Annotated in this window: 17 protein-coding genes; 4 read left to right on the top strand and 13 right to left on the bottom strand. The window is 36.2% G+C overall.

The window, feature by feature from the left end; genetic code table 11:
• Positions 1–98 precede the first annotated feature (98 nt).
• The 4 genes from EPI11_RS06020 to gcvT form a co-directional block, all read right to left on the bottom strand.
• The gene (locus EPI11_RS06020) at positions 99–809 is read right to left on the bottom strand and encodes a YebC/PmpR family DNA-binding transcriptional regulator (protein ID WP_128389044.1); all 711 of its coding nucleotides are present in this window, start codon (positions 807–809) and stop codon (positions 99–101) included.
• Between the two features lie 113 nt (positions 810–922).
• Positions 923–1,489, bottom strand: a complete 567-nt coding sequence (locus EPI11_RS06015) for a DUF937 domain-containing protein (RefSeq protein ID WP_128389043.1) — start codon at positions 1,487–1,489, stop codon at positions 923–925.
• A gap of 151 nt (positions 1,490–1,640) precedes the next feature.
• Positions 1,641–3,683, bottom strand: coding sequence for a S41 family peptidase (locus EPI11_RS06010; protein WP_128389042.1), 2,043 nt, complete (start codon positions 3,681–3,683; stop codon positions 1,641–1,643).
• A 6-nt stretch (positions 3,684–3,689) separates the two neighbouring features.
• Positions 3,690–4,772 carry a glycine cleavage system aminomethyltransferase GcvT gene (gene gcvT / locus EPI11_RS06005; RefSeq protein WP_128389041.1) on the bottom strand — a complete coding sequence of 361 codons (1,083 nt, stop codon included), beginning with the start codon at positions 4,770–4,772 and terminating at the stop codon, positions 3,690–3,692.
• Between the two features lie 160 nt (positions 4,773–4,932).
• Between gcvT and EPI11_RS06000 the strand changes: the two genes are divergently transcribed.
• Together EPI11_RS06000 and hutH are read left to right on the top strand one after the other, a co-directional pair.
• Positions 4,933–6,432, top strand: coding sequence for an NAD(P)H-hydrate dehydratase (locus EPI11_RS06000; protein ID WP_128389040.1), 1,500 nt, complete (start codon positions 4,933–4,935; stop codon positions 6,430–6,432).
• 68 nt (positions 6,433–6,500) lie between these two features.
• Positions 6,501–8,009 (top strand): histidine ammonia-lyase, encoded by a 1,509-nt coding sequence (gene hutH / locus EPI11_RS05995; RefSeq protein ID WP_128389039.1) that lies wholly within the window; start codon positions 6,501–6,503, stop codon positions 8,007–8,009.
• A 121-nt stretch (positions 8,010–8,130) separates the two neighbouring features.
• Here the strand turns inward: hutH and EPI11_RS05990 are convergent, their stop codons facing one another.
• From EPI11_RS05990 to EPI11_RS05970, 6 genes are all read right to left on the bottom strand, one after another.
• On the bottom strand, positions 8,131–8,667 hold the full coding sequence (locus tag EPI11_RS05990; protein ID WP_128389038.1) for a hypothetical protein: 537 nt from the start codon (positions 8,665–8,667) through the stop codon (positions 8,131–8,133).
• A 3-nt stretch (positions 8,668–8,670) separates the two neighbouring features.
• Complete coding sequence (locus tag EPI11_RS05985) at positions 8,671–9,078, bottom strand: hypothetical protein (RefSeq protein WP_128389037.1); 408 nt, start codon at positions 9,076–9,078, stop codon at positions 8,671–8,673.
• A gap of 27 nt (positions 9,079–9,105) precedes the next feature.
• Positions 9,106–9,471 (bottom strand): DUF1304 domain-containing protein, encoded by a 366-nt coding sequence (locus EPI11_RS05980; RefSeq protein ID WP_128389036.1) that lies wholly within the window; start codon positions 9,469–9,471, stop codon positions 9,106–9,108.
• 11 nt (positions 9,472–9,482) lie between these two features.
• On the bottom strand, positions 9,483–9,674 hold the full coding sequence (locus EPI11_RS19250; protein ID WP_394343631.1) for a GldL-related protein: 192 nt from the start codon (positions 9,672–9,674) through the stop codon (positions 9,483–9,485).
• Position 9,675: 1 nt separating this feature from the next.
• Positions 9,676–11,043 (bottom strand): 30S ribosomal protein S6--L-glutamate ligase, encoded by a 1,368-nt coding sequence (rimK, locus tag EPI11_RS05975; RefSeq protein ID WP_128389035.1) that lies wholly within the window; start codon positions 11,041–11,043, stop codon positions 9,676–9,678.
• Positions 11,044–11,199: 156 nt separating this feature from the next.
• On the bottom strand, positions 11,200–13,749 hold the full coding sequence (locus tag EPI11_RS05970) for an ATP-dependent Clp protease ATP-binding subunit (RefSeq protein ID WP_128389034.1): 2,550 nt from the start codon (positions 13,747–13,749) through the stop codon (positions 11,200–11,202).
• A 280-nt stretch (positions 13,750–14,029) separates the two neighbouring features.
• Between EPI11_RS05970 and gyrA the strand changes: the two genes are divergently transcribed.
• Positions 14,030–16,585: a DNA gyrase subunit A gene (gyrA, locus tag EPI11_RS05965; RefSeq protein WP_128389033.1), complete on the top strand. Its 2,556-nt coding sequence runs from the start codon at positions 14,030–14,032 to the stop codon at positions 16,583–16,585.
• A 15-nt stretch (positions 16,586–16,600) separates the two neighbouring features.
• Positions 16,601–17,890: a tetratricopeptide repeat protein gene (locus EPI11_RS05960; RefSeq protein ID WP_128389032.1), complete on the top strand. Its 1,290-nt coding sequence runs from the start codon at positions 16,601–16,603 to the stop codon at positions 17,888–17,890.
• A gap of 85 nt (positions 17,891–17,975) precedes the next feature.
• Here the strand turns inward: EPI11_RS05960 and pheT are convergent, their stop codons facing one another.
• From pheT to EPI11_RS05945, 3 genes are all read right to left on the bottom strand, one after another.
• Positions 17,976–20,399, bottom strand: coding sequence for a phenylalanine--tRNA ligase subunit beta (gene pheT / locus EPI11_RS05955; RefSeq protein WP_128389031.1), 2,424 nt, complete (start codon positions 20,397–20,399; stop codon positions 17,976–17,978).
• A gap of 104 nt (positions 20,400–20,503) precedes the next feature.
• Positions 20,504–20,965, bottom strand: coding sequence for a hypothetical protein (locus tag EPI11_RS05950; protein WP_128389030.1), 462 nt, complete (start codon positions 20,963–20,965; stop codon positions 20,504–20,506).
• Between the two features lie 16 nt (positions 20,966–20,981).
• Positions 20,982–22,670, bottom strand: coding sequence for a T6SS effector amidase Tae4 family protein (locus tag EPI11_RS05945; RefSeq protein ID WP_128389029.1), 1,689 nt, complete (start codon positions 22,668–22,670; stop codon positions 20,982–20,984).
• Between the last annotated feature and the right edge of the window lie 16 nt (positions 22,671–22,686).

Genomic DNA, 22,686 nt, shown 5'->3' with positions numbered 1-22,686 from the left:
TTTGATTAAAATAATGTTACGAAAATGTACATAAAAATAAAAAAGCGCCTGATAATCAAGCGCTTTTAAATATATTATTTTTTTAAAAATAGCAGTAGCTATTCTTTCATTGTATGATAAACATTCATAACGTCATCATCTTCTTCTATTTTTTCCAATAGCTTTTCTACATCAGCTACCTGGTCTTCAGTAAGTTCTTTAGTAATCTGTGGGATTCTTTCAAAACCAGAAGAAAGTATTTCAATACCTCTGTTTTCTAATTCTTTCTGAATAGAGCCAAAGCTTTCAAAAGGAGCATACATCATAATGCCATCTTCGTCTGCAAAAATTTCTTCTACTCCAAAGTCAATCATCTCCAGTTCCATTTCTTCAACATCTTGTCCTTCAGATGGGATACGGAAATTGCAGGTGTGGTCAAACATAAATTCAACAGATCCCTGTGTACCCATAGTACCATTACATTTATTAAAATAACTACGAATGTTAGCTACAGTACGATTATTATTATCGGTAGCAGTCTCAATAAGTATAGCAATACCGTGAGGCGCATAGCCTTCAAATAAAACCTCTTTAAAGTTTGCAGAGTCTTTATCAGATGCTTTTTTAATAGCTCTCTCAACATTCTCTTTAGGCATATTTGCAGCCTTGGCATTTTGTATTACTGCCCTTAAACGCGAATTACTTTCAGGGTTAGGTCCGCCTTCTTTAACGGCCATCACTATATCTTTACCAATTCTTGTAAACGTTTTGGCCATTGCCGACCAACGTTTCATTTTTCTGGCTTTTCTAAATTCGAATGCTCTTCCCATAATTAATTTGTTTGCAGCACAAAAATAAACTTATTCCCTGTTTCTGCAAAAACAAATTGGTGTTTATAATAACAGTTTTTTAATGATTTATAAATTTGAGTAGCAAAGCGGTATCATTTGCCCATAAGTTTATTAAAGAAGCCGCCTAGTCCACCGGATTTTTTAGAAACAGCAGCCATTGCGTCGCTCATATCTACCTTGCCATCATTGTTTTGATCTAAGCCAAACTGAGTACCATATTTAGATATAGCATCCATAATACCTCCTCCTGCTTTACTGTCGCCTCCGGAAATTGCTCCGATTATATCAGAGATCTGAAAACTGGAATCATTGGGGTCTTTCGCTTTATTTACTAATGATCCCATTACTTTCGGAATTAAATTATTTGCAACATTTGCGGAAGTATCGGGACTTAAACCAAATTTATTTCCAAGATTTTCAGATAGCTTATTTGTAATATTTTTTACAGCCGGGTTTGAATTGTCTGTAGCATTATTACCTTGAAATAGTCCTGCTAAATCAGAAATATTACCGTTTGAGACCATATCCTTTAATCCTGAAAGTATAGAGCTGCTTGCTTCATTCATTACAGCTTCATTTTGTTCATTTGGAATTTGTGTATTATTGACCACACTATCTGTTCCAAATTGTTTTACTAAATTTGTTAATTGATCTAACATGGTTGCTATATTTAATTGATTGTTAAGTAAATATAGAAAAAAAAGATTTACTTTTTGTTTTTCAATAATTAATATATCAACTCAGTTTGTATTACAAGGTTTAGGTAAAGCTTGTTGTACAGGCTTACTTTTAAGTAGTTTAAGGTATATTTTAATTATTTTTAAAGCTATTCACATCTCTTAATATGTTGATAGCTTCATTAATATAGGCATCGGTTTTTGCCGCTTTCATTTTATAGCTGTTCGCTTTCTTAAGATAGGAATCTTCCCGTTGCATCTCTGCTGCAAATGTAGTTTCCCGTATTTTAAATTGCTGTTCCTTTTCGGTAGCATCACTTATGTTTTTCCATAGGTCATCCATAGAATGTACATCGGTAAAAACAGTGTCGAAATAAATAGGTAATGGCGCTTTAGGCCCATTATATATATCATTTATCCTATCGTTAACCGAACTGATAAGTAGGAAATCTAAGTTTTTTGATACCCGATCTTTACTTAATGCAATAGCTTTTTTAGTTTTTGTATCGGGTAATTTTGTAAATGTAAGGTTCACATTTAGTGAGTCATTTTTTATTGCTGTTGGCATACTGCTCTCGCGAGGTAATAAGTCATTAAAAAAAGAAGGCAGTTCTACATCTGGTATAATGCCAATATATTGACTGCTTTTTCCTGTTACCCTGTAAAATTTATCAATCGTTACTTTTACAAAATCTTCAGGGCTGTCCTCTTCCAGCGGAAGTATAGTTTGCATGGTTGCTTTACCCAGTGTGGTATTACCCACTATAAGCGCACGGTTATAATCCTGCATTACACCTGCAAAAAATTCACTGGCAGAAGCCGAAAACCCATTAACTAAAACAACCATCGGACCCTCATACAGCATTCCGCGGTTGTAATCCTTAATCACATTGTAAGACATTTTTTGATCTGTAACTATGGCTATAGGGCCAAAGTTTATAAACATCCCGGCCATACGGATAACTTCATCCATTGAACCGCCGCCATTAAACTGAAGGTCAAGGATAAGGCCGGTAATGTTATCTTTTTTTAGCTTAATGACTTCTTTTGCAAGATCATCGGCACAGCCTTGTTTGGTAGTACTGTCAAATGCCGAATAAAAACTTGGAATTTTTATATAACCTATCGGGTTATTATCACCCAATACAAAGCTATAAACACTGTTGTCATCAGCTTTCATTATTTTTTTTATCAGATTTACAGAATATACCGTTCCGTCTTTTTTACGAAGAGTAAGAAATACTTCTTTGTAAGTGTCAGAATTTACTATATCGGTAATGGCTTCCAGCGATGTGCATGTAACTGCATATTCTAAATTGTTAGCAGCCAGTTTAATCAACTGATCGCCCTTATCTATTTTTTCGGTTTCATAAGCTGGGCCACCAGGAACCAGTTCTTCTACAATAATTTCTTCTTTTTCGTTTTGACTCACATATAAACCTAAAGAATAATTCTCTGTAGATATTGAAGATACAAACGAAGCCTTTTCGTTATAGTTAAAGTAGGTAGAGTGCGGATCAAAATAAGAACAGAAGGTAGAAAAGAAACGGTTGTAAATACCACTGTCAAATCCTTCGGGAGGGTTTAGTTGTCTGTTAATACGGCACAGGTAACTTTCCAGTATTTTATTTCTCGAAATGATACCTAACGATTCAAGATACGGTTTTAGCGCTTTATCATTTTTACTGAGTTTGGCAATATCTTCAAGAATATCGTAGGTAATTTTTTTGCGAAGATATTTCTTTATCTTTTGCGCGTCTGTGTGGTAAGGAAAGGTTTTCTTAGAATAGTAAATAGTATCTTTAGTATAGTAGTGTTGTGGTTCTTGCGCTATTTCCTGTACAAAGGTTTTATTGCGTTCTAGTGCAATTTGATAAGCCGAAATGAAATCATTTAAAAAAGAGCAGTCTTTTTTAAGCAGGTAATCGTCAATCTTGTATTTATGAATAGCCAGCTGGTCATATTCCTGTTGTAAGAACAAGGATCTGTTTTCATCCAGTTCATCCATAATGGTTTCAAAAACATAAACCGATAGACTATCGTCTACCGGTTTAGGCTTGAAATGTCTCTTTTGGAGAACATCATTAACTTTATAAAAAATATCACATGCTTTTTCATGTTTTTGTGCCTGTAGAGCAAAAGATATTAAAAAAGCGAGTGCGAATATTTTCTTCATAGAGTTTTATTTTTTATAAAAAGGCAGCTTCACCACCTGAGCAGGAATATCATTTTTCCTGATTCTAATGAAGATCTGACGTCCTTCTGCAGCAAATTCAGTAGGAACATAACCTAAACCAATACCTTTGTTAAGCGTTGGTGCCATAGTACCTGATGTTACTATACCAATTACGTTACCGTCTTTGTCTACAATTTCATAATCATGTCTTGGAATACCGCGTTCAGTAAGTTCAAAACCTACAAGTTTTCTGGTCACACCTTCTTCTTTTTGTTTTTTAAGTGCTTCAGAGTTGGTAAATTCTTTATTGAATTTAGTGATCCAGCCCAAACCAGCTTCAAGAGGAGAAGTAGTATCGTTAATGTCGTTTCCGTAAAGGCAGAAGCCCATTTCAAGACGAAGGGTATCACGTGCAGCAAGACCAACTGGCTTAATACCAAAAGCAGCTCCGGCTTCAAACACCTTGTTCCAAATTTGCTCTATCTCTGTGTTTTTTGCATAAATTTCAAAACCACCACTTCCGGTATATCCAGTTGCAGAGATAATTACATCCTGTACACCTGCAAAATCAGCTACTTCAAAATGGTAGTATTTAATAGCTGCAAGGTCAATAGAGGTTAACGGCTGCATTGCCTCAATAGCTTTAGGCCCCTGAATAGCAAGCAGTGAATAATCGTCAGAGATATTGCGCATATCTGCACCTACATCATTTTTAGACGATATCCAGTTCCAGTCTTTTTCTATGTTAGAAGCATTTACCACTAAAAGGTACTGCTCTTCTTTCATTTTATATATAATAAGATCATCTACTATACCTCCATTTTCGTTGGGCAGGCAAGAGTACTGAGCTCTTCCAATAGTTAGCGTTGACGCATCGTTTGAAGCAACTTTTTGTATAAGATCCAGTGCTTTTGGCCCACTGATTAAAAACTCACCCATGTGCGAAACGTCAAAAACGCCTACACCGTTCCTTACGATTTCATGTTCTAAGTTTACTCCTTCATATTGAACAGGCATATTGTAACCTGCAAACGGAACCATCTTGGCACCAAGGCCCTCGTGAATGTGCGTAAGCGCAGTATTTTTCATCTAATGTTAAAATAAAGTTTGAGGTTGCTAAATTATTGAAAAACTACCTGAAACCGTAAACAAAAATCAATAATCTTTAAATAACCGCCTACCAAAGTTTCGTTAAATTGTTATTGCCGCTGTTTATTGTAATAAATTTACATAAAACCACTTAATTGTTATGAAAATTTTTAATGCTGTGCAGATAAGACAAGCCGACGAGATGACTGTTACAAAACAAAACATCACATATAATGATCTTATGGAAAGAGCCGGCAGAGAGGTTTTTTTATGGCTAAAAATGCAGTTTCCTGATAAAGAAACTATTTTTCATTTTTTTTGCGGACAAGGCAATAATGGTGGTGACGGACTTGCAGCTGCTCGACTTTTGCAGACCGATAATTACAAAGTTGTATTGGATATTATTGAAGATGCAGGTAAACCTACTCCTGCCTTTACAGCCAATTTAAAAAAGATAGAAGAGGCTGGAATCCAATCCAATCAAAATACAGTTTATGAGTATGAAAAAGGGAGATTGGTTTATATCGATGCTCTTTTTGGTATCGGACTTACAAGAGACCTAAACGATGCTATTAAACAGGCCATAGAAAATATCAATAACAGGGAAGCTATCATAGTATCTATAGATGTTCCATCCGGAATGTTTATGGACAGAAAGACTGATATTGCTGTTAGATCTGATGTTGTACTTACATTTCAATTCCCTAAGCTGGCTTTATATCTCCCGGGTAATGCTTCTTTTGTTAAAGAAGTTGCCGTACTGGATATTGGGCTTGACAACGAGTTTATTAAAAACACTGTTACCGATTTTTATTTTACTGATGAATTTGAAGCTCAGAGCCGCTATAAGCCTGTTACACATAACGCACACAAAGGAACACAAGGGCATGCGCTTATTATTGGCGGAAGCTATGGTAAAATAGGAGCGATATGCCTTTCGGCAAAAGCTGCACTTAAAAGTGGCTGCGGATTGGCAACGGCTTATTTACCTAAGTGTGGTTATACAGTATTGCAAACATCTTTTCCTGAAGCAATGGTGCTTACCAATGGAGAAGAACACATAACACAAATCAGTTTTGATTTTCAGCCAAAAGCTATTGGTATCGGTATGGGATTAGGGCAGCATCAGGAGACACAAAAGGCATTGTACGATTTTTTAAAAATAGTTTCAGTCCCTTTGGTGATTGATGCCGATGCGCTCAACATACTTTCTTACAATAAAGAATGGCTTAAACTGCTTCCTGAAAATACTATTTTAACACCACATCCTAAAGAATTGGAAAGACTTATGGGAAGTTGGAAAGATGATTTTGAGAAAATTGAAATGATGAAATCATTCTCAAAAGAATATAAATTGGTACTTATCGCCAAAGACGCATATACAATGATAGTGTATAATGGTACGGTTCATATTAACTCGTCTGGAAATGCTGCACTTGCAACCGGTGGAAGCGGTGATGTGCTTACGGGTATTATTACAGGATTGTTAGCTCAGTCCTATAGCCCTGTAGATGCAGCAATATTTGGCGTTTACCTGCATGGCCTTACAGCTGATATTGGTATCAGGGAAACGGCAAAACAAGTCTTTATAGCGTCTGATATTTTGAAATATATGGGAAAAGCATATATGGATATAGAGGCAAAGTGCAATCTAAAATGAAAATTTGCCAAAAAGGTTGTTTTTTAATTATGGTTTATTGAATTTTGGCATCTTAAATAAACCCTACCATGGAAACAATACATTATATCAGTAGCGAGCTCTTATCGCTTGAAATTGTGAACGATATACTTACTCAGGATAAAAAATTAGCATTATCTGAAGAGGCAAGAGCCAATATAGAAAAGTGCCGTACTTATCTTGATGAGAAAATGAAATCTAATAATGATCCTATTTATGGTATCAATACTGGATTCGGTTCGCTATATAATGTTAAGATATCTAATGAAAACCTTTCGCAGTTACAGGAAAACCTTGTAAAATCACATGCTTGCGGTACAGGAGAAGAAGTTCCTGAAGCTATCGTAAAGATCATGCTGCTTTTAAAGATACAGTCACTTAGTTACGGGCATTCGGGCGTGCAGCTTGAAACGGTAGAGCGTCTTATTGATTTTTATAATAACGATATATTCCCGGTAGTTTATACTTTAGGTTCTCTAGGCGCATCGGGCGATTTAGCTCCATTAGCCCATTTATCCTTACCATTACTTGGTGAAGGAGAAGTAAATATGGACGGTTTCCGTCAGCCGGCACAAAAAGTGCTTGACAAAATGGGGTGGAAGCCTATCATAATGAAATCTAAAGAAGGATTGGCTTTGCTTAACGGTACTCAGTTTATGAGTGCTTATGGTGTATATGTGTTACTGAAATCAGTTAAGTACAGCTACCTTGCCGATGTTATCGGTGCAATTTCCCTTGAAGGTTTTGATGGTCGTATAGAGCCGTTCAACGAGCTTATTCACATGGTACGTCCGCACAAAGGACAAATTGTTACTGCAAGACGTTTTAACGAGCTTCTTGAAGATAGTGAGATCATCGCACAGGCAAAACAGCATGTTCAGGATCCTTACTCTTTCCGTTGTATACCTCAGGTACACGGTGCTACAAAAGACACCATCGATTATGTTAAGAAGGTTTTCCGTACAGAGATCAACTCGGTTACAGATAATCCAAATATTTTTATAGAAAGCGACCAGATCATATCCGGAGGTAATTTCCACGGACAGCCATTAGCACTTACGTTAGACTTTTTAGGAATAGCCCTTGCTGAGCTTGGCAGTATCTCCGAAAGAAGAACCTATCAGCTTATTTCAGGTCTGCGCGGACTACCGCCATTCCTTGTAAGTAACCCGGGTCTTAATTCAGGATTTATGATACCTCAGTATACTGCAGCAAGTATTGTAAGCCAGAACAAACAGTTGGCAACTCCGGCAAGTATAGACAGCATAGTATCGTCTAACGGGCAGGAAGATCACGTGAGTATGGGAGCTAATGCAGCTACTAAAGCACTTAGGATTATTGAGAACCTGGAGCGCATACTGGCAATAGAACTTATGAATGCTTCTCAGGCATTAGAATTCAGAAGACCATTAAAGTCAAGTGACTTCCTTGAAATGTTCATTAAATCATACAGAGAAGAAGTGCCATTGGTTACTGAAGACAGAATACTCCATTATGACATAGAAAACACGATAGGTTTTCTTAATAACTTACAGATAGACGAAGTCGTATTCGAATAAGAAAAAAGCTCCCATGAAAGTGGGAGCTTTTTGTTTTTATCTATGGTTTTTTATTTCTCTACGACATCATCATGAAGGTTTTTGCTAGCAAGTCTTCAATAAAATCAATTTAGTATGGATGCTAACTCTTAACTGTGCTTGGCAAAAAATCTTTTTTCATTATCTTTCTGGAAAGTAAGAGTAGTATAATTGTATTTATAATAAAAAGATAATAACCATATTTTATCTGATTGAGATCTTCCAGTATTTCTGCGAAATAAAAAGATAACATTGGAAATATAACTAACACAAGGTTGATCAGGCTTAATAGGTATATAATTCTAAATTTATTTTTGAAAGAAAAATAAAATAGGATTATAGAAATGATTAAAACAATAAAAAAACACAAGAAATAATAAAAACCTGAATCGGATAAGTCTTGAAGTTCAAATTTATTGAATATATAAAAAGCCATTTCATAGCCACTTGCAGTATTGCCTTTTCTGCTTTCAATTAATGATTTTTCCTGTTCAATACGTAGTTCTTCAGGTGTTACAGTAATTCCTTTTTCTACTGTTCTTTTTAGGAGGTTTTTATCAGAGCACGTTTGAAAAAATGGACATAAAAAAATTAAAAAAGTTAAGCCTGCAAGTAGTCTTACGATAGTTTGTTTTGACATGAATTAATTGTTCTTTTCCTTTACTAAATATACTTCATCAACCCTTCTAAATTTAGGGTTGTTAGCTACTGTCGCTTTTTGAATGTAGGAGTCGTCTTTTGTTTTAGTGATTTTCACGGTCATGGTTCCAGCCTTAAGCACCTCTTTGTTTCTGGCAGCGGTGGCAGGAGTAGGACTCACGGTGTAAGTACAGTTGTCTATCCATACAATGTCAAAATCGTAGGCTTCGTCTGCATCTTCCATTTTTTCAGTCTGTTTATCGCCTTTACGGGTAATAATACATACTTTTTTTGTTTTTGGATCGGTTAGCTTGAAAGTTCCGTTTTTAAATTTAGAACAGTCAATACTTTGGCTGTAGCTAAATATAGAAAATAGCAGCATGAATGCCGAAAATGTAATTTTTCCAGTCATAAATTATAATGATTTAAAAATGGGTGATTAATAGTTAACTAAAAGAGATATCAATCCCAATGCCGCAGGGAGTGATTGTACATACAAAATAGTTTTTTGTACGGTAGCCGCACCATAAATACCGGCAATAAACACACAACCTAAAAAGAAAGCAGCTACATTAATGCTCCAGTCAGCATCTGTTATAAGCAGTGACCAAATTAGGCCTGCTGCCAGGAAACCATTGTATAGTCCCTGGTTAGCCGCCATTGGTTTTGTAACTTCAAATAAGTCTGCAGGAAATTTCCTAAACACTTTTTTCGCCTTTGTCATCCATCCAAACATCTCAAGCCACATTATATAAATATGAATAAGGGCTACAAAAACAATGATTATTTTAGATAGGATTGTCATGACAATAACTTTTAGTTACTACTTTGTTTTTTATTATTAAAAAATACTTTTACAAGTATTAGTATTGCCGATAATAATACCAAAAATGCTCCTATGAACTGAATGAAGCTTGCACCAGGCCAATGCATAATTTTAAAAAGAGATCCTACTATATAAATGATAGTCCCTATTATGCCTGGTATAATTAAGGCAAAAATTTTCATACTATTTCCATTTAAAGTTCTTTTCTATAGCAAGGATCATCTCTCCGGCAATATCTTTATTAGTAGCGCCTTCTATGCCTTCGAGCCCTGGTGAGGAATTCACTTCAAGCAATAGGGGTCCTTTAGACGAACGAATAATGTCTACGCCTGCTACCTTAAGGTTCATCGCCTTAGCAGCCTTTATAGCAATGCGTTTCTCTTCGGCAGTCGCTCTTATTACAGAGGCGGTTCCGCCAAGGTGGATGTTGGCTCTGAACTCTCCCGGAAGTGCTTCACGCTGAATAGCAGCCACAACTTTACCATCGATTACAAAAAGGCGTAAATCCTTTCCGTTAGCCTCCTTAATAAATTCCTGTACCAGGATGTTAGCATTTAAGCTCTTAAATGCATTAATAACACTCTCTGCCGCTTTTTTAGTTTCGGCCAGTACAACACCTTTACCTTGCGTACCTTCAAGTAATTTTACGATAAGCGGAGGTCCGCCCACCATTTTTATAAGATCATTTGTGTCTAATGGTGAATTAGCAAAACCTGTAGTAGGAATTTCAATACCGCTATTAAGAAGCAATTGAAGCGAATATAATTTATCTCTTGACTGAGTGATTGCAGAAGACGAATTAAGACAGAAAACCTTTAACGCTTCAAAATGACGTGTAAGCGCACAGCCATAAAAAGTCATGCTAGGGCGGATACGGGGTATAACGGCATCAAAATCATTTAATATTCTGCCTCCACGATAATGAATTTCAGGAGTGTGTGCATCCAGTTTCATATAGCAGTACTTCAGGTTAAGGAAGTGCATTTCATGACCCCTCATTTCTCCTGCTTCCATAATTCTCCTGTTGCTGTACAGCTCAGGATTACTGGCAAGAACGCCTATGCGAAGTCCTTTTTTAGGTTCTTCACTTTTATCGTAATATTCCTGTAGTTTTTCTTTAGTAGGTTGTCCAAGCAGGTATTTTTGTTCTGGGTCTACTAATAAGCGACCGCTCATGGCTTCACGTCCTAAAAGCATCCTGAAACCCATAGAGTCACGATTGGTCAATGTTAACTCTACATTCCAGTTAGTTTCGCCTATTTGTATCTCTGCTCTTATAACATAACGCTGTTCGCGGAAACCACTGGAGCTTTTTACAACACGTTTATCTACTAATGGAGCCTCACAATGTATAATTGTTTTAGTGTTATTCTGTATGGGATTGATGTCAAATTTCACCCAATTTTCACCCTCTTTTTGGAAAGGGGAAATGTTAATGGCGTGAAGGGCAGATGTTTTTGCCCCTGAGTCTACACGTGCCTTTACGGTAGGTATTCCCAGATGTGGGAATGCGCACCATTCTTCACTTCCTACTATTACTTTGTTAAGCATTTTTGTCTAATTATGTAATCTAAATTACTACTTTTTTTAAATGTAAAGTGGTCTCTGCGCTTTTTTATTGAAATTTAATGTAATCATAATGAAATAAAAATCCCCAAAGAGATTTAATTCTTTGGGGATAATATAGTTACAATGAAAATTGATGTGTTAACTCGCAGGATTTTCTGCTTTTTTGATGGTTACTACTAACTCGGTAGCATTTTCATCAAGATCCATGAAAATTTCATCACCTCCTGAAATTTTAGAAGTAATAATCTCTTCAGCAAGTGTGTCTTCAACATACTTTTGGATCGCTCTTTTTAAAGGCCTTGCACCATACTGTTTGTCAAATCCTTTTTCAGCAATAAAGCTCTTCGCTTTGTCAGATAATGAAATGGTATAGCCAAGATCTCTAATCCTTGCATAAAGTTTGTCAAGTTCGATATCGATAATAAGATCGATATGTTCTTTTTCAAGAGGATTAAATACAATAATATCGTCTATCCTGTTGATGAACTCCGGAGCAAAGGTTTTTTTAAGGGCAGCCTCAATAACACCTTTTGTATGATCGTCTGCCTGAGCTTTTTTAGCCGATGTACCAAAACCTACTCCCTGGCCAAAGTCTTTAAGCTGTCTTGCACCTACGTTAGATGTCATAATAATGATCGTGTTCTTAAAGTCAATTTTACGACCTAAACTATCAGTTAAATAACCATCGTCCAGTACCTGTAGCAGCATGTTGAATACATCAGGGTGTGCTTTTTCGATCTCATCCAGCAATACAACGCAGTATGGTTTTCTTCTTACTTTTTCAGTAAGCTGTCCACCTTCTTCATAGCCTACATATCCCGGAGGTGCTCCCACAAGTCTTGAAATAGCAAATTTCTCCATGTATTCACTCATGTCAATACGAATAAGCGCATCTTCAGAGTCGAAAAGCTCTTTTGCCAGTACTTTTGCCAATTGGGTTTTACCAACACCTGTCTGACCAAGGAAGATAAATGAACCGATTGGTTTGTTAGGGTCTTTTAGTCCGGCACGGTTACGCTGAATAGACTTTGCAATTTTAGCTACAGCTTCACTTTGACCGATAACTTTATTACTGATCAGTTGAGGAAGTTTAGCCAGTTTGTTGCTTTCTGTTTGAGCAATACGATTTACAGGGATACCTGTCATCATAGACACTACATCGGCAACATTATCTTCGGTTACGAGGATACGGTTGTTTTTAGAATCTTCTTCCCACTGCTCCTGAGCAATAGCAAGGTCTTTCTCAATGCGTTTTTCGTCATCACGAAGTTTTGCAGCCTCCTCATATTTCTGTTTTTTAACAACAGAATTTTTAAGTTCACGCACTTCTTCCAGCTGTCTCTCAAGGTCCAGAATTTGTTTGGGCACATCAATATTAGTGATGTGAACTCTCGATCCTGCCTCGTCAAGAGCATCAATAGCCTTGTCCGGAAGGAAACGCTCAGACATGTATCTGTTGGTTAACTTCACACACGCTTCGATAGCCTCAGGGGTATACGTTACGCTGTGGTGATCTTCATATTTGTTTTTGATATTGTTAAGAATAGTAATCGTTTCTTCTACAGATGTAGGTTCCACAATTACTTTTTGGAAACGTCTTTCAAGTGCTCCGTCTTTTTCAATATACTGTCTGTACTCATCAAGGGTAGTGGCACCAATACATTGGATCTCACCTCTTGCTAAAGCTGGTTTAAACATATTACTGGCATCAAGTGAACCTGTAGCTCCGCCTGCTCCTACAATAGTGTGTATCTCATCTATAAAAAGAATGATATCGTCATTTTTTTCAAGCTCATTCATTACCGCTTTCATACGCTCTTCAAACTGTCCGCGGTATTTTGTACCTGCCACTAAACTGGCAAGATCAAGTGTTACCACGCGTTTGTTAAAAAGAATACGCGATACTTTTTTCTGAATGATACGCAGTGCAAGACCTTCGGCAATAGCCGATTTTCCCACACCCGGTTCACCAATTAATAACGGGTTGTTCTTTTTTCTTCTGCTTAATATTTGTGAAACACGCTCAATTTCTTTTTCACGGCCCACTACAGGATCGAGTTTTCCTTCTTCTGCAAGTTCGGTCAAATCACGTCCAAAGTTATCAAGAACCGGAGTTTTTGATTTTTTGTTGTTTTTGGCGCCGGAAGAAGGATTATTGAATGTGCTTTCACGCAAGCTTTCATCTTGTCCTGCATCGTCGTTATACGATTCTGCTTTAGGCAGATTTTCCAAGTAATCTTCTTCGTTTGATGTCATACTGATAAATTGTTCTTTAACTGTTTCGTAATCAATTTTTAACTTGTTAAGCAATTTTGTAGTAGGGTCATTTTCGTTGCGTAAAATGCAAAGTAATAAATGTGCAGTACTTATTGATGTGCTCTGGAAAACCTTAGCCTCAAGGAATGTTGTTCTTAGGGCTCTTTCTGCCTGGCGGGTTAAATGAAGGTTTTTCTTTTCATTATTGCGTTCGGCATTAGGATTCGCGGGGCTTAATATCTCTACTTTTCTGCGCAAATGATCCAGGTCAACAGAAATGTTGTTTAAAATGGAAATGGCTTTGCCGTTCCCGTCTCTCAAAATTCCTAACATTAAATGTTCTGTACCAATAAAGTCATGCCCAAGGCGAAGAGCTTCCTCTTTGCTGTAGGTAATCACATCTTTAACTCTTGGTGAAAAATTATCATCCATAATGTTATTTTTGATAGTGTAAATTTAACTATTTAGGTAAGATTTTACAAAAACCATACCTAAATGAAGGTACTGACAGTATTGCAAAATGTACTGTCATGCTAAGAGACGAAAAAAAAGTTGAAAATAAAAGCAAAATCGTATTACTTTATTAACTATTGCTGGGGTTTTGACTGTTAATAAAACGTATAAAAAATTACTTTTAATGCCTCTGAATGCTATTTAAATTACGTATATTGGCACGTTTTGTAATAACTATAATTTTTTAATATAACTACTTATGTCTGAAGGAGAAAAGTTAATTCCTATTAACATAGAAGACGAAATGAAATCAGCTTACATTGATTATTCAATGTCAGTTATTGTATCAAGAGCGCTTCCGGATGTTAGAGATGGCTTGAAACCCGTACACCGAAGAGTACTTTATGGTATGTATGAATTAGGGGTATTCTCTAATAGGGCCCATAAAAAATCTGCAAGGATTGTAGGAGAAGTATTAGGTAAGTTTCACCCACACGGAGATACATCTGTATATGATGCAATGGTGCGTATGGCTCAGGAATGGAGTCTTCGTTACTTACTTGTAGATGGCCAGGGTAACTTTGGATCGGTAGATGGTGACAGCCCGGCAGCAATGCGTTATACAGAAGCAAGGATGCGTAAGATCTCTGAAGAGATTATGGCCGACCTTGATAAAGAAACAGTAGATTTTCAGTTAAACTTTGATGATACATTACAGGAGCCTACAGTAATGCCTACAAGGGTGCCTACACTTCTAATAAACGGAGCATCCGGTATCGCAGTTGGTATGGCTACTAATATGGCACCACATAACCTTACAGAGGTTATTAATGGTACATTAGCTTATATTGATAATACAGATATTGAAATAGACGAACTGATTACTTATATCAAAGCCCCGGATTTTCCAACAGGGGGTATAATATATGGGTATGAAGGAGTTCGTGAAGCATTTAAAACGGGTAGAGGCAGAGTTGTTATAAGAGCTAAAACCAATTTTGAAGAAGTTGAAGGAAGAGAATGTATTATTGTTACAGAGATTCCTTTCCAGGTGAATAAAGCCGACATGATCAAGAAAACAGCTGATCTTGTTAACGATAAAAAAATTGAAGGCATAGCTAACATCCGCGATGAATCGGATAGAAATGGTATGCGTATCGTGTATATCTTAAAACGTGATGCGGTGCCTAATGTGGTGCTTAACACACTTTATAAGTATACACAACTACAGTCTTCTTTTAGCGTAAATAACATTGCTCTTGTTGCAGGTAGGCCGCAAATGCTAAACCTGAAAGATCTTATCCACTATTTTGTGGAGCATAGGCATGATGTAGTTATCAGAAGAACCAGATTCGATCTTCGTAAAGCCGAAGAACGTGCACACATATTAGAAGGTTTAATTATTGCATCAGATAATATTGATGAGGTAATTGCCCTAATTCGTTCATCTAAAGATGGTGAAGAAGCTCGTGGTAAATTGATGGAGCGTTTTAACCTTTCTGAGATTCAGGCAAGGGCTATCGTAGAGATGCGTTTAAGACAGCTTACAGGACTGGAACAGGATAAACTTCGTGCGGAATATGAAGAGATAATGAAATTAATAGCTGAATTAAGAGCTCTTTTAGCAAGTAAAGAGTTAAGAATGGAGCTTATTAAAACTGAACTTGTTGAAATAAGAGATAAATATGGTGATGACCGTCGTTCTCAAATCGAGTACTCTGGGGGTGATGTAAGTATTGAAGATCTTATTGCTGATGAGAATGTTGTAATCACAATTTCTCATGCAGGTTACATTAAACGTACACCACTTTCTGAATACAAAACTCAAAATAGAGGCGGAGTAGGTCAAAAAGGAGTGGCAACGCGTGACCAGGATTTCCTTGAACACTTATTTGTGGCAACAAACCATAACTATATGTTGTTCTTTACTCAAAAAGGAAAATGTTTCTGGATGCGTGTTTATGAAATTCCGGAAGGAAATAAAACAAGTAAAGGACGTGCAATCCAAAACCTTATTAATATCGAAAACGATGATAAGGTAAAAGCATTTATATGTACTCAGGATCTTAAGAACGAAGAATATATCAATAGTCATTATGTTATTATGGCTACTAAAAAAGGTATCGTTAAGAAAACTTTATTAGAGCAATATTCACGACCAAGGTTAAATGGTATTGCCGCTATTACAATCAGGGAAGATGACGAGTTACTAGAAGCTAAATTAACTAATGGTGAAAGTCAGGTGTTAATCGCAGTTAAGTCAGGTAAACTTGTTCGTTTTGAAGAAGGTAAAACCCGTCCTATGGGTCGTAGCGCTTCAGGGGTTCGTGGTATTACGTTACAGGATGAGGCAGATGAAGTAATCGGCATGGTTTCTGTAAATGACATGAACAGCGAAATACTTGTAGTATCTGAAAACGGATATGGTAAACGTTCAAGTCTTGATGATTACAGAATTACAAACAGGGGTGGTAAAGGTGTAAAAACCTTAAACATTACTGATAAAACCGGCAAACTTGTATCTATTAATAGTGTTACTGATATAGATGATCTTATGATCATTAATAAATCAGGACTTACAATTAGAATGGAAGTTTCAGATCTTAGGGTTATGGGTAGAGCAACACAGGGTGTTCGTCTTATCAATATCAAAGGAAACGACTCTATTGCTGCTGTAACAAAAGTTATGCGTGAAGAAGAAGTCGTTGAAGGTATTGATGGTGATATTGACGATTTAGAAAATGCTACGGATACTATAGTTCAGGAGGAAGAAACTGAAACAACAGAAACAGAAGAAGAAAAAACAGAAGAATAATTTAATAAATTGACTATGAAAGGTAAATATGCAATCGCTGCAGCTTTACTGTTCTCTTTAAGTGGTTTTGCACAGAAAGAAGAACTAAAAGCATTAAAAAAACTTGACGATAAAGAGAAGCCAACGGCTGCTGATTTTCAGGAATACAAAAGGCTTTTAACTGAGGTAGAGCCTAAAATGGAAGCTTCTACTTTAGAACAGCAAATAGAGTTCAATTACTATAAAGGGACATTTGCTCTTGTGGAAATGCAGATGAATCCTGCTATGGCACAGATGAATTTTTCTGTAATGATGAAACACCTTAATAAGGTGATTGAGCTTGAAAAAAACGGTAAGAAAAAATATACCGAGGAAATTCAGAAACAAATTTTTCCAGAAGTTAAAACGGCTATCTTAACTATGGCTAACCAATTGGTTGATCAAAAAAAGTTTAAAGAAGCAGGTATGTATTTTGCAAGTGCTTATAAAATTGAGCCTAAAGATTATTCTATACTATATAATGCGGCAGCTTCGGCTGTAAACGCTCAGGACTATGATAATGCACTTAAGTATTATTTAGAGTTAGATCAATCAGGTTTTACTGGAGCGAGTACAGCGTTTACTGCTAAAAATAAAAAAACAGGAACAGTTGAAGGTTTTCCAAATAAAGCTACGAGGGATATTGCCGTAAAGACTGGAGAGTACATAGAGCCTAAAGACGAGAAAGTACCTTCTGTAAAAGGAGAGATCGTTAAAAATATAGCACTTATCTACGGTCAGAAAGGTGAAACTGAAAAAGCAAAACAAGCTATGGCTAATGCCAGAAAAGCGAACCCGGACGATGTAAGTCTTCTTATTGCTGAAGCAGATCTTTACTTGAAAACTAAGGATAATGAAATGTATAAAAAGCTAATTACGGAAGCTGTACAAAAAAGTCCTAATGATGCTGATTTGTTCTATAACCTTGGGGTTGTAAGCTCTGAGACAAATAAAGAAGAAGCAATAAAGCATTATAACAGAGCTTTAGAGATTAATCCTAATTATGTTAATGCTCTTATTAACTTAGGTGTTTTAATGCTTGCTGATGAGCAGAAAATCGTTGACGATATGAATAAAATTACCGGTACAACTGCTAAAGATAATCAGCGTTATGATGCATTAAAAGCTCAAAGAGATGGTCTTTATAAAAAATCACTTCCTTATTTAGAGAAAGCGTATAAAATTGAACCGGACAACCAGTATGTAATATCTTTACTAGCCAGTGTTTATCAGGCTTTAGAAAGAGATGCAGACTACAAAGTAATGAAAGCGAAAATAAAAGCATAGTGTTTTAATTTTCTATCATGATAATAAAAAAAACCTCGCTACAATGTAACGAGGTTTTTTTTATGTGATATATAGAGATGGTTTGCTATCTCAATTGAGCACCGGTTTCTTTTTCCAGGTTTACTCTTATCTTAGTCATGATCTTATCTATCTGTTCATCTGTAAGCGTTTTACTGCTATCCTGTAGCATAAAGCTCACAGCGTATGATTTTTTACCTTCAGGTAAATTGCTGCCTTCATATACGTCAAACAGGCTTATATCTTTTAATACAGTTTTTTCAGTTGCTCTTGCTATGGTAAAGATGTTTTCAAAAGAAACTCCTTGGTCAACTAATAGTGCTAAGTCTCTTCTAACCTCAGGGAATTTAGAGATTTCAGCATATTTTATTTTCCCCGATACCAATTTGATGATCGCATCCCAGTTAAAATCAGCATAGAAAACATCTTGTTTGATATCAAATTGTTTTAGAATTGATTTTTTAATCGTTCCAAATTCTACAAGTATTTCGTTACCCATAGAAAGTCCGATACCTTCTGCAAAAACATCATTAACAACTGGCTGCGATTGTATTTTTGTTACTCCTAATCTTGAGAATACAAGGTTAACGTAACCTTTAAACATAAAGAAATCTGTCGGTTTTTGAGCGTATGACCAGCTTTCAGCAAGTCTGCTTCCTGTTACCGTAAGAGTGAAGTGTTTGTTCTCATCATTACCCGATGGCAGTTTGTGGTACGTTTTACCAAATTCAAATAATTTAAGATCAGATCTTCTTCTGTTGATATTGAACGACACTGCTTCTAATGCACTAAATAATAATGACTGCCTCATAGCAGAAAGATCATTACTAAGCGGGTTAAGAATAATTACATTGAACTCTTCTCTAAGGTTTTCTGATAATTTTGCATAATCTGGCGTGGTAAGAGAATTGGCCATCATTTCATTGAAGCCAAGCGATACCATTTGTGCTGCTATAATATTTTGCAGTTTGTAATCTTCATTACGTGCTGAATTAGAAATAGAAGCATTTAATTTAGGAGTAAAGGTGATATTGTTATAACCATAAACTCTCAATATTTCTTCTATAACATCTATCTCACGGGTAACATCTACACGGTATGCCGGAATAACAAGTCCAAGACCTGCATCAGACATCGTGCTTATTTTTATATCCAGCGATACCAATATTTTCTTAATTGTTTCCTTAGAAAGTTCCTGACCGATAGTTCTGGTAACATTACTAAAGTTTAGCAGAACTGAATGATCTTCGATTTTCTTAGGACAAATGTTCTCAATGTCAGAGGTGATCTCACCACCGGCAGTCTCCTGTATAAGTAGTGCAGCTCTTTTAAGCGCATATTCTGTAATAGTTGGGTCTATACCTCTTTCAAAACGGAAAGACGCGTCTGTGCTAAGTCCGTGACGTTTTGCTGTTTTACGTATTGATACAGGATTAAAGTAGGCACTTTCAAGGAATATAGACGAAGTGCTTTCGGTAACTCCTGATGTTTTACCACCAAAAACTCCGGCAATACACATTGGTCCGCTTTCATCACAAATCATTAAGTCTTCTTCGTGAAGTGTTCTTTCAACGTCATCTAAAGTTACAAACTTAGTACCTGCTTCAACGGTTTTTACAATTACTTTGTTTCCTTTAATTTTTGCAGCATCAAAAGCATGTAGAGGCTGACCTAAGTCATGCAGTACATAATTGGTAACGTCTACAATATTATTTTTTGGTGTAAGCCCAATAGCTTTAAGTTTATTTTGTAACCATGCCGGTGATGGTTTTACGGTAATACCTGAAATAGTAACACCGCAATATCTTGGAGCAAGTTTGCTGTCTACAACCTTAACGTCCATTTTAAGGGTACGCTTGTCTACCCTGAAGTTACTTACAGATGGTGTAAGCAATTCTGTATTTACATTTTTTTGAGAAAGACCGGCACGCAGGTCCCTTGCAACACCCCAATGACTCATAGCATCGGCGCGGTTAGGAGTAAGGCCAATCTCAAATACTTCGTCTACTTCAATGTTAAATACTTTAGAAGCGGGAGTACCCGGCTTAAGGTCTTCTTTAAGTACCATGATACCGTCATGACCCTGGCCCATGCCAAGTTCATCTTCGGCACATATCATACCATGGCTGTCTTCACCGCGAATTTTTCCTTTTTTGATCTGGAAAGCATTTCCTTCTTTGTCATATAAGGTCGTACCAATCGTTGCAACAGGAACTTTTTGTTCCATAGCCACATTAGGTGCCCCACATACTATTTGTACAGGTGTGCCGTCTCCAAGGTCTACTGTTGTAATCCTCAACCTGTCGGCATTTGGGTGCTGAACGCAGGTAAGTACGTGACCTACCACGACGCCTTCAAGCCCGCCTTTAAGTGATTCAAACTTTTCTACACCTTCTACTTCAAGACCAAGGTCAGTAAGGAGTGCAGCAGTTTCTTCAGATTTCCAGTCTAATTTTATAAATTGTTTTAACCAATTGTAGGATATACGCATTGTAGTTTATTTTAAAAGCATGCAAAGATAAGGATTGCACTTTTGTTATGCGAATTTATAAAAAGAAAAAGCAGCCTTTTAAGACTGCTTTTAAAGATATTATTTTATTGCAACATTTTACAAATCTCTGCCTTAGTTGGATTTAAATATATATCATTTATATTATTCATGTAATATCCTTTATATCGATGTTCTTTTTCAAAAATTTCTTTATATATACCTGTATAATCTATGTCAGAAATTACAAAAAAATCACTATCTATTAATTTGACTCTTCCGGTTATATACGAAACAAATTCTAAAAATAACTTTTCTTGCTTTTCTTTAGGTATATCAGTTGGTATGTTTATGAAATAAGGTTTTAAATGTTTGTTTTTAAAGCATTTATTTACATCATGCTTTTGATTTATTATAACAAAGAACTTACTAACACGATAAATATCATCTTTAAAATCTAATGTAGTATATTTAATTTTTTGATTCTCAAATAAGAATATCTCATCAGATTTTGTTTGAGCTGATGCATTTTGTAGAATGAACATGAAGATGATAAATAAAATTCTCATAAATATATTTTTTTAATTAATCTAATACCCAAATATTTACTTCTGACGCATGTGGGAAGTAACACCAAGCAGCACATGTTATGCCATCATATTTATCACAATGGCCTGATGCTTTAAAAGAAATAGGGTCTTTTGGGAGCATAGTAAATATACCTTTTTTTCCTTTAATTGCAGTTTCAAAATCTGCTCCATTTGTGCCACCTTCAGTGTATTGAAAGTGTTTAGTGTTTAATGGTGTAGTCAATGAAGCAGGATTGGTTCCAAAAGTTTCTTTCATCCATGAATTTAATGCTTTAGCATTTAAAAAATAAAATTTACCATCGGCGCCTTTTAACGTAATAGGATCTCCATTTGGATAATAGAGTTCAGGAATCACAATTCCGGCACCATTTAAGGCGATTGATACTTTTAATGCACAAGGGTTGTTCGTTTGTCCAGGATAATCAATCCTGGCCTGTAAAACGGCTCCGCCAACATGGTTAAAAACATTGTCAGCACCTGTCATATAGCTCCCGTTTGGATTTCTAGGATAAGCAGCGTCAAATGCCTGCCAGGTTGGTAAATTTTGTGGAGGGAAAGATAGATTCGGGTTATTCCAATAGGAGGCGTTGTAACTTCCGTCTTTACCTTCGGAAATTCCCATATACCAATTTTCAAACTGTTCAGGAGTAGTATCAGGATTGTTTTCTAAATAATCTAATGCCCATAATAAAAACTCTACATCGCCATTAAGAAGAAGCTGTTCGGCATGTGCTTTACTCTCGTTAGACCATCCATTCTTTAAAAGATATTGTAAAATAGGCTTTCTTAGCTCCGAATCCTGCATTGCCATACGTCCATCACTCTTAAGGAATTCATAGTAAAAAGCCTCTTCCGGTGTTTTTATATTTAGTACGGGTTTTGTTAACCCGCCTTTCACAAGAGCAAAATCATTACCTGGATTAAAAGTAGGAGGTGTATAGCCTGAACCGCCTACTTCGCCGCCGCCGCCAGATCCAATCTCCGGACCTATAGGGTCATCATTACCTATATCGATAAGTATTGACCTTGTTATTGCAAGCACCTGTGCTTTTTTGGAAACGGTGCACTGGTGCCATTTTCCCATATTAGTACCATTATGTTCTCCACTTCCACAAGGTACTACTATTATTTGGGTGTAGAATATTTGTATAGTTCTCGATAATAAATCATTCGGGTTAAACTCTTTTAGTACAGTCCTGCTAACATAGCCAGTTATATTTGTAGGTTCATCATTTAGTATAGCTGTTTTGTTTTCTTCCGTTAATTCATATTTATATATGGCTACTGTATAGCTTCCGTCATCTTGTGAACTTAAAACTAAATTCTCAGTTGAGCCATCTTTGTTTCCCAAACGGGTTATTGGAAATGTTAATGAGTGATAATTACCGTTATCGAGCCTTAAAATTTTGGATGTATCAATAAAAATATCATAATCAGGATTGTAAATACTCCTGTCTGATGAACCAGGATTCTTTTCATTGATAATTTTTGCCAGCAATTCTTTTACTTTAGGCATTGCTTCAAGATCCGCTGTGGTTAGGTATTTTTCGGTGATTACCGGGTAATTATTAACATTTTTTTCCTGATTTTCATTTTGTTTTTCATCGTCCATCTGGCATCCGGCAAATAGGACTAAAATACACATTAGTAGCCCAAAGCTTATCTTTCTTATATTATCTTTCATTTATGTTTTGTTATTG

The organism is Flavobacterium cerinum (genome assembly GCF_004028155.1).
In the GTDB taxonomy this organism is placed as follows: domain Bacteria; phylum Bacteroidota; class Bacteroidia; order Flavobacteriales; family Flavobacteriaceae; genus Flavobacterium; species Flavobacterium cerinum.
This window is presented reverse-complemented; position numbering and strand designations above follow the sequence as displayed.

Excerpts from the sequence above, each read along its gene's own strand:
- EPI11_RS06020 (WP_128389044.1), bottom strand. The coding sequence starts at position 809 with ATGGGAAGAGCATTCGAATTTAGAAAAGCCAGAAAAATGAAACGTTGG.
- EPI11_RS06015 (WP_128389043.1), bottom strand. The coding sequence starts at position 1,489 with ATGTTAGATCAATTAACAAATTTAGTAAAACAATTTGGAACAGATAGT.
- EPI11_RS06010 (WP_128389042.1), bottom strand. The coding sequence starts at position 3,683 with ATGAAGAAAATATTCGCACTCGCTTTTTTAATATCTTTTGCTCTACAG.
- gcvT (WP_128389041.1), bottom strand. The coding sequence starts at position 4,772 with ATGAAAAATACTGCGCTTACGCACATTCACGAGGGCCTTGGTGCCAAG.
- EPI11_RS06000 (WP_128389040.1), top strand. The coding sequence starts at position 4,933 with ATGAAAATTTTTAATGCTGTGCAGATAAGACAAGCCGACGAGATGACT.
- hutH (WP_128389039.1), top strand. The coding sequence starts at position 6,501 with ATGGAAACAATACATTATATCAGTAGCGAGCTCTTATCGCTTGAAATT.
- EPI11_RS05990 (WP_128389038.1), bottom strand. The coding sequence starts at position 8,667 with ATGTCAAAACAAACTATCGTAAGACTACTTGCAGGCTTAACTTTTTTA.
- EPI11_RS05985 (WP_128389037.1), bottom strand. The coding sequence starts at position 9,078 with ATGACTGGAAAAATTACATTTTCGGCATTCATGCTGCTATTTTCTATA.
- EPI11_RS05980 (WP_128389036.1), bottom strand. The coding sequence starts at position 9,471 with ATGACAATCCTATCTAAAATAATCATTGTTTTTGTAGCCCTTATTCAT.
- EPI11_RS19250 (WP_394343631.1), bottom strand. The coding sequence starts at position 9,674 with ATGAAAATTTTTGCCTTAATTATACCAGGCATAATAGGGACTATCATT.
- rimK (WP_128389035.1), bottom strand. The coding sequence starts at position 11,043 with ATGCTTAACAAAGTAATAGTAGGAAGTGAAGAATGGTGCGCATTCCCA.
- EPI11_RS05970 (WP_128389034.1), bottom strand. The coding sequence starts at position 13,749 with ATGGATGATAATTTTTCACCAAGAGTTAAAGATGTGATTACCTACAGC.
- gyrA (WP_128389033.1), top strand. The coding sequence starts at position 14,030 with ATGTCTGAAGGAGAAAAGTTAATTCCTATTAACATAGAAGACGAAATG.
- EPI11_RS05960 (WP_128389032.1), top strand. The coding sequence starts at position 16,601 with ATGAAAGGTAAATATGCAATCGCTGCAGCTTTACTGTTCTCTTTAAGT.
- pheT (WP_128389031.1), bottom strand. The coding sequence starts at position 20,399 with ATGCGTATATCCTACAATTGGTTAAAACAATTTATAAAATTAGACTGG.
- EPI11_RS05950 (WP_128389030.1), bottom strand. The coding sequence starts at position 20,965 with ATGAGAATTTTATTTATCATCTTCATGTTCATTCTACAAAATGCATCA.
- EPI11_RS05945 (WP_128389029.1), bottom strand. The coding sequence starts at position 22,670 with ATGAAAGATAATATAAGAAAGATAAGCTTTGGGCTACTAATGTGTATT.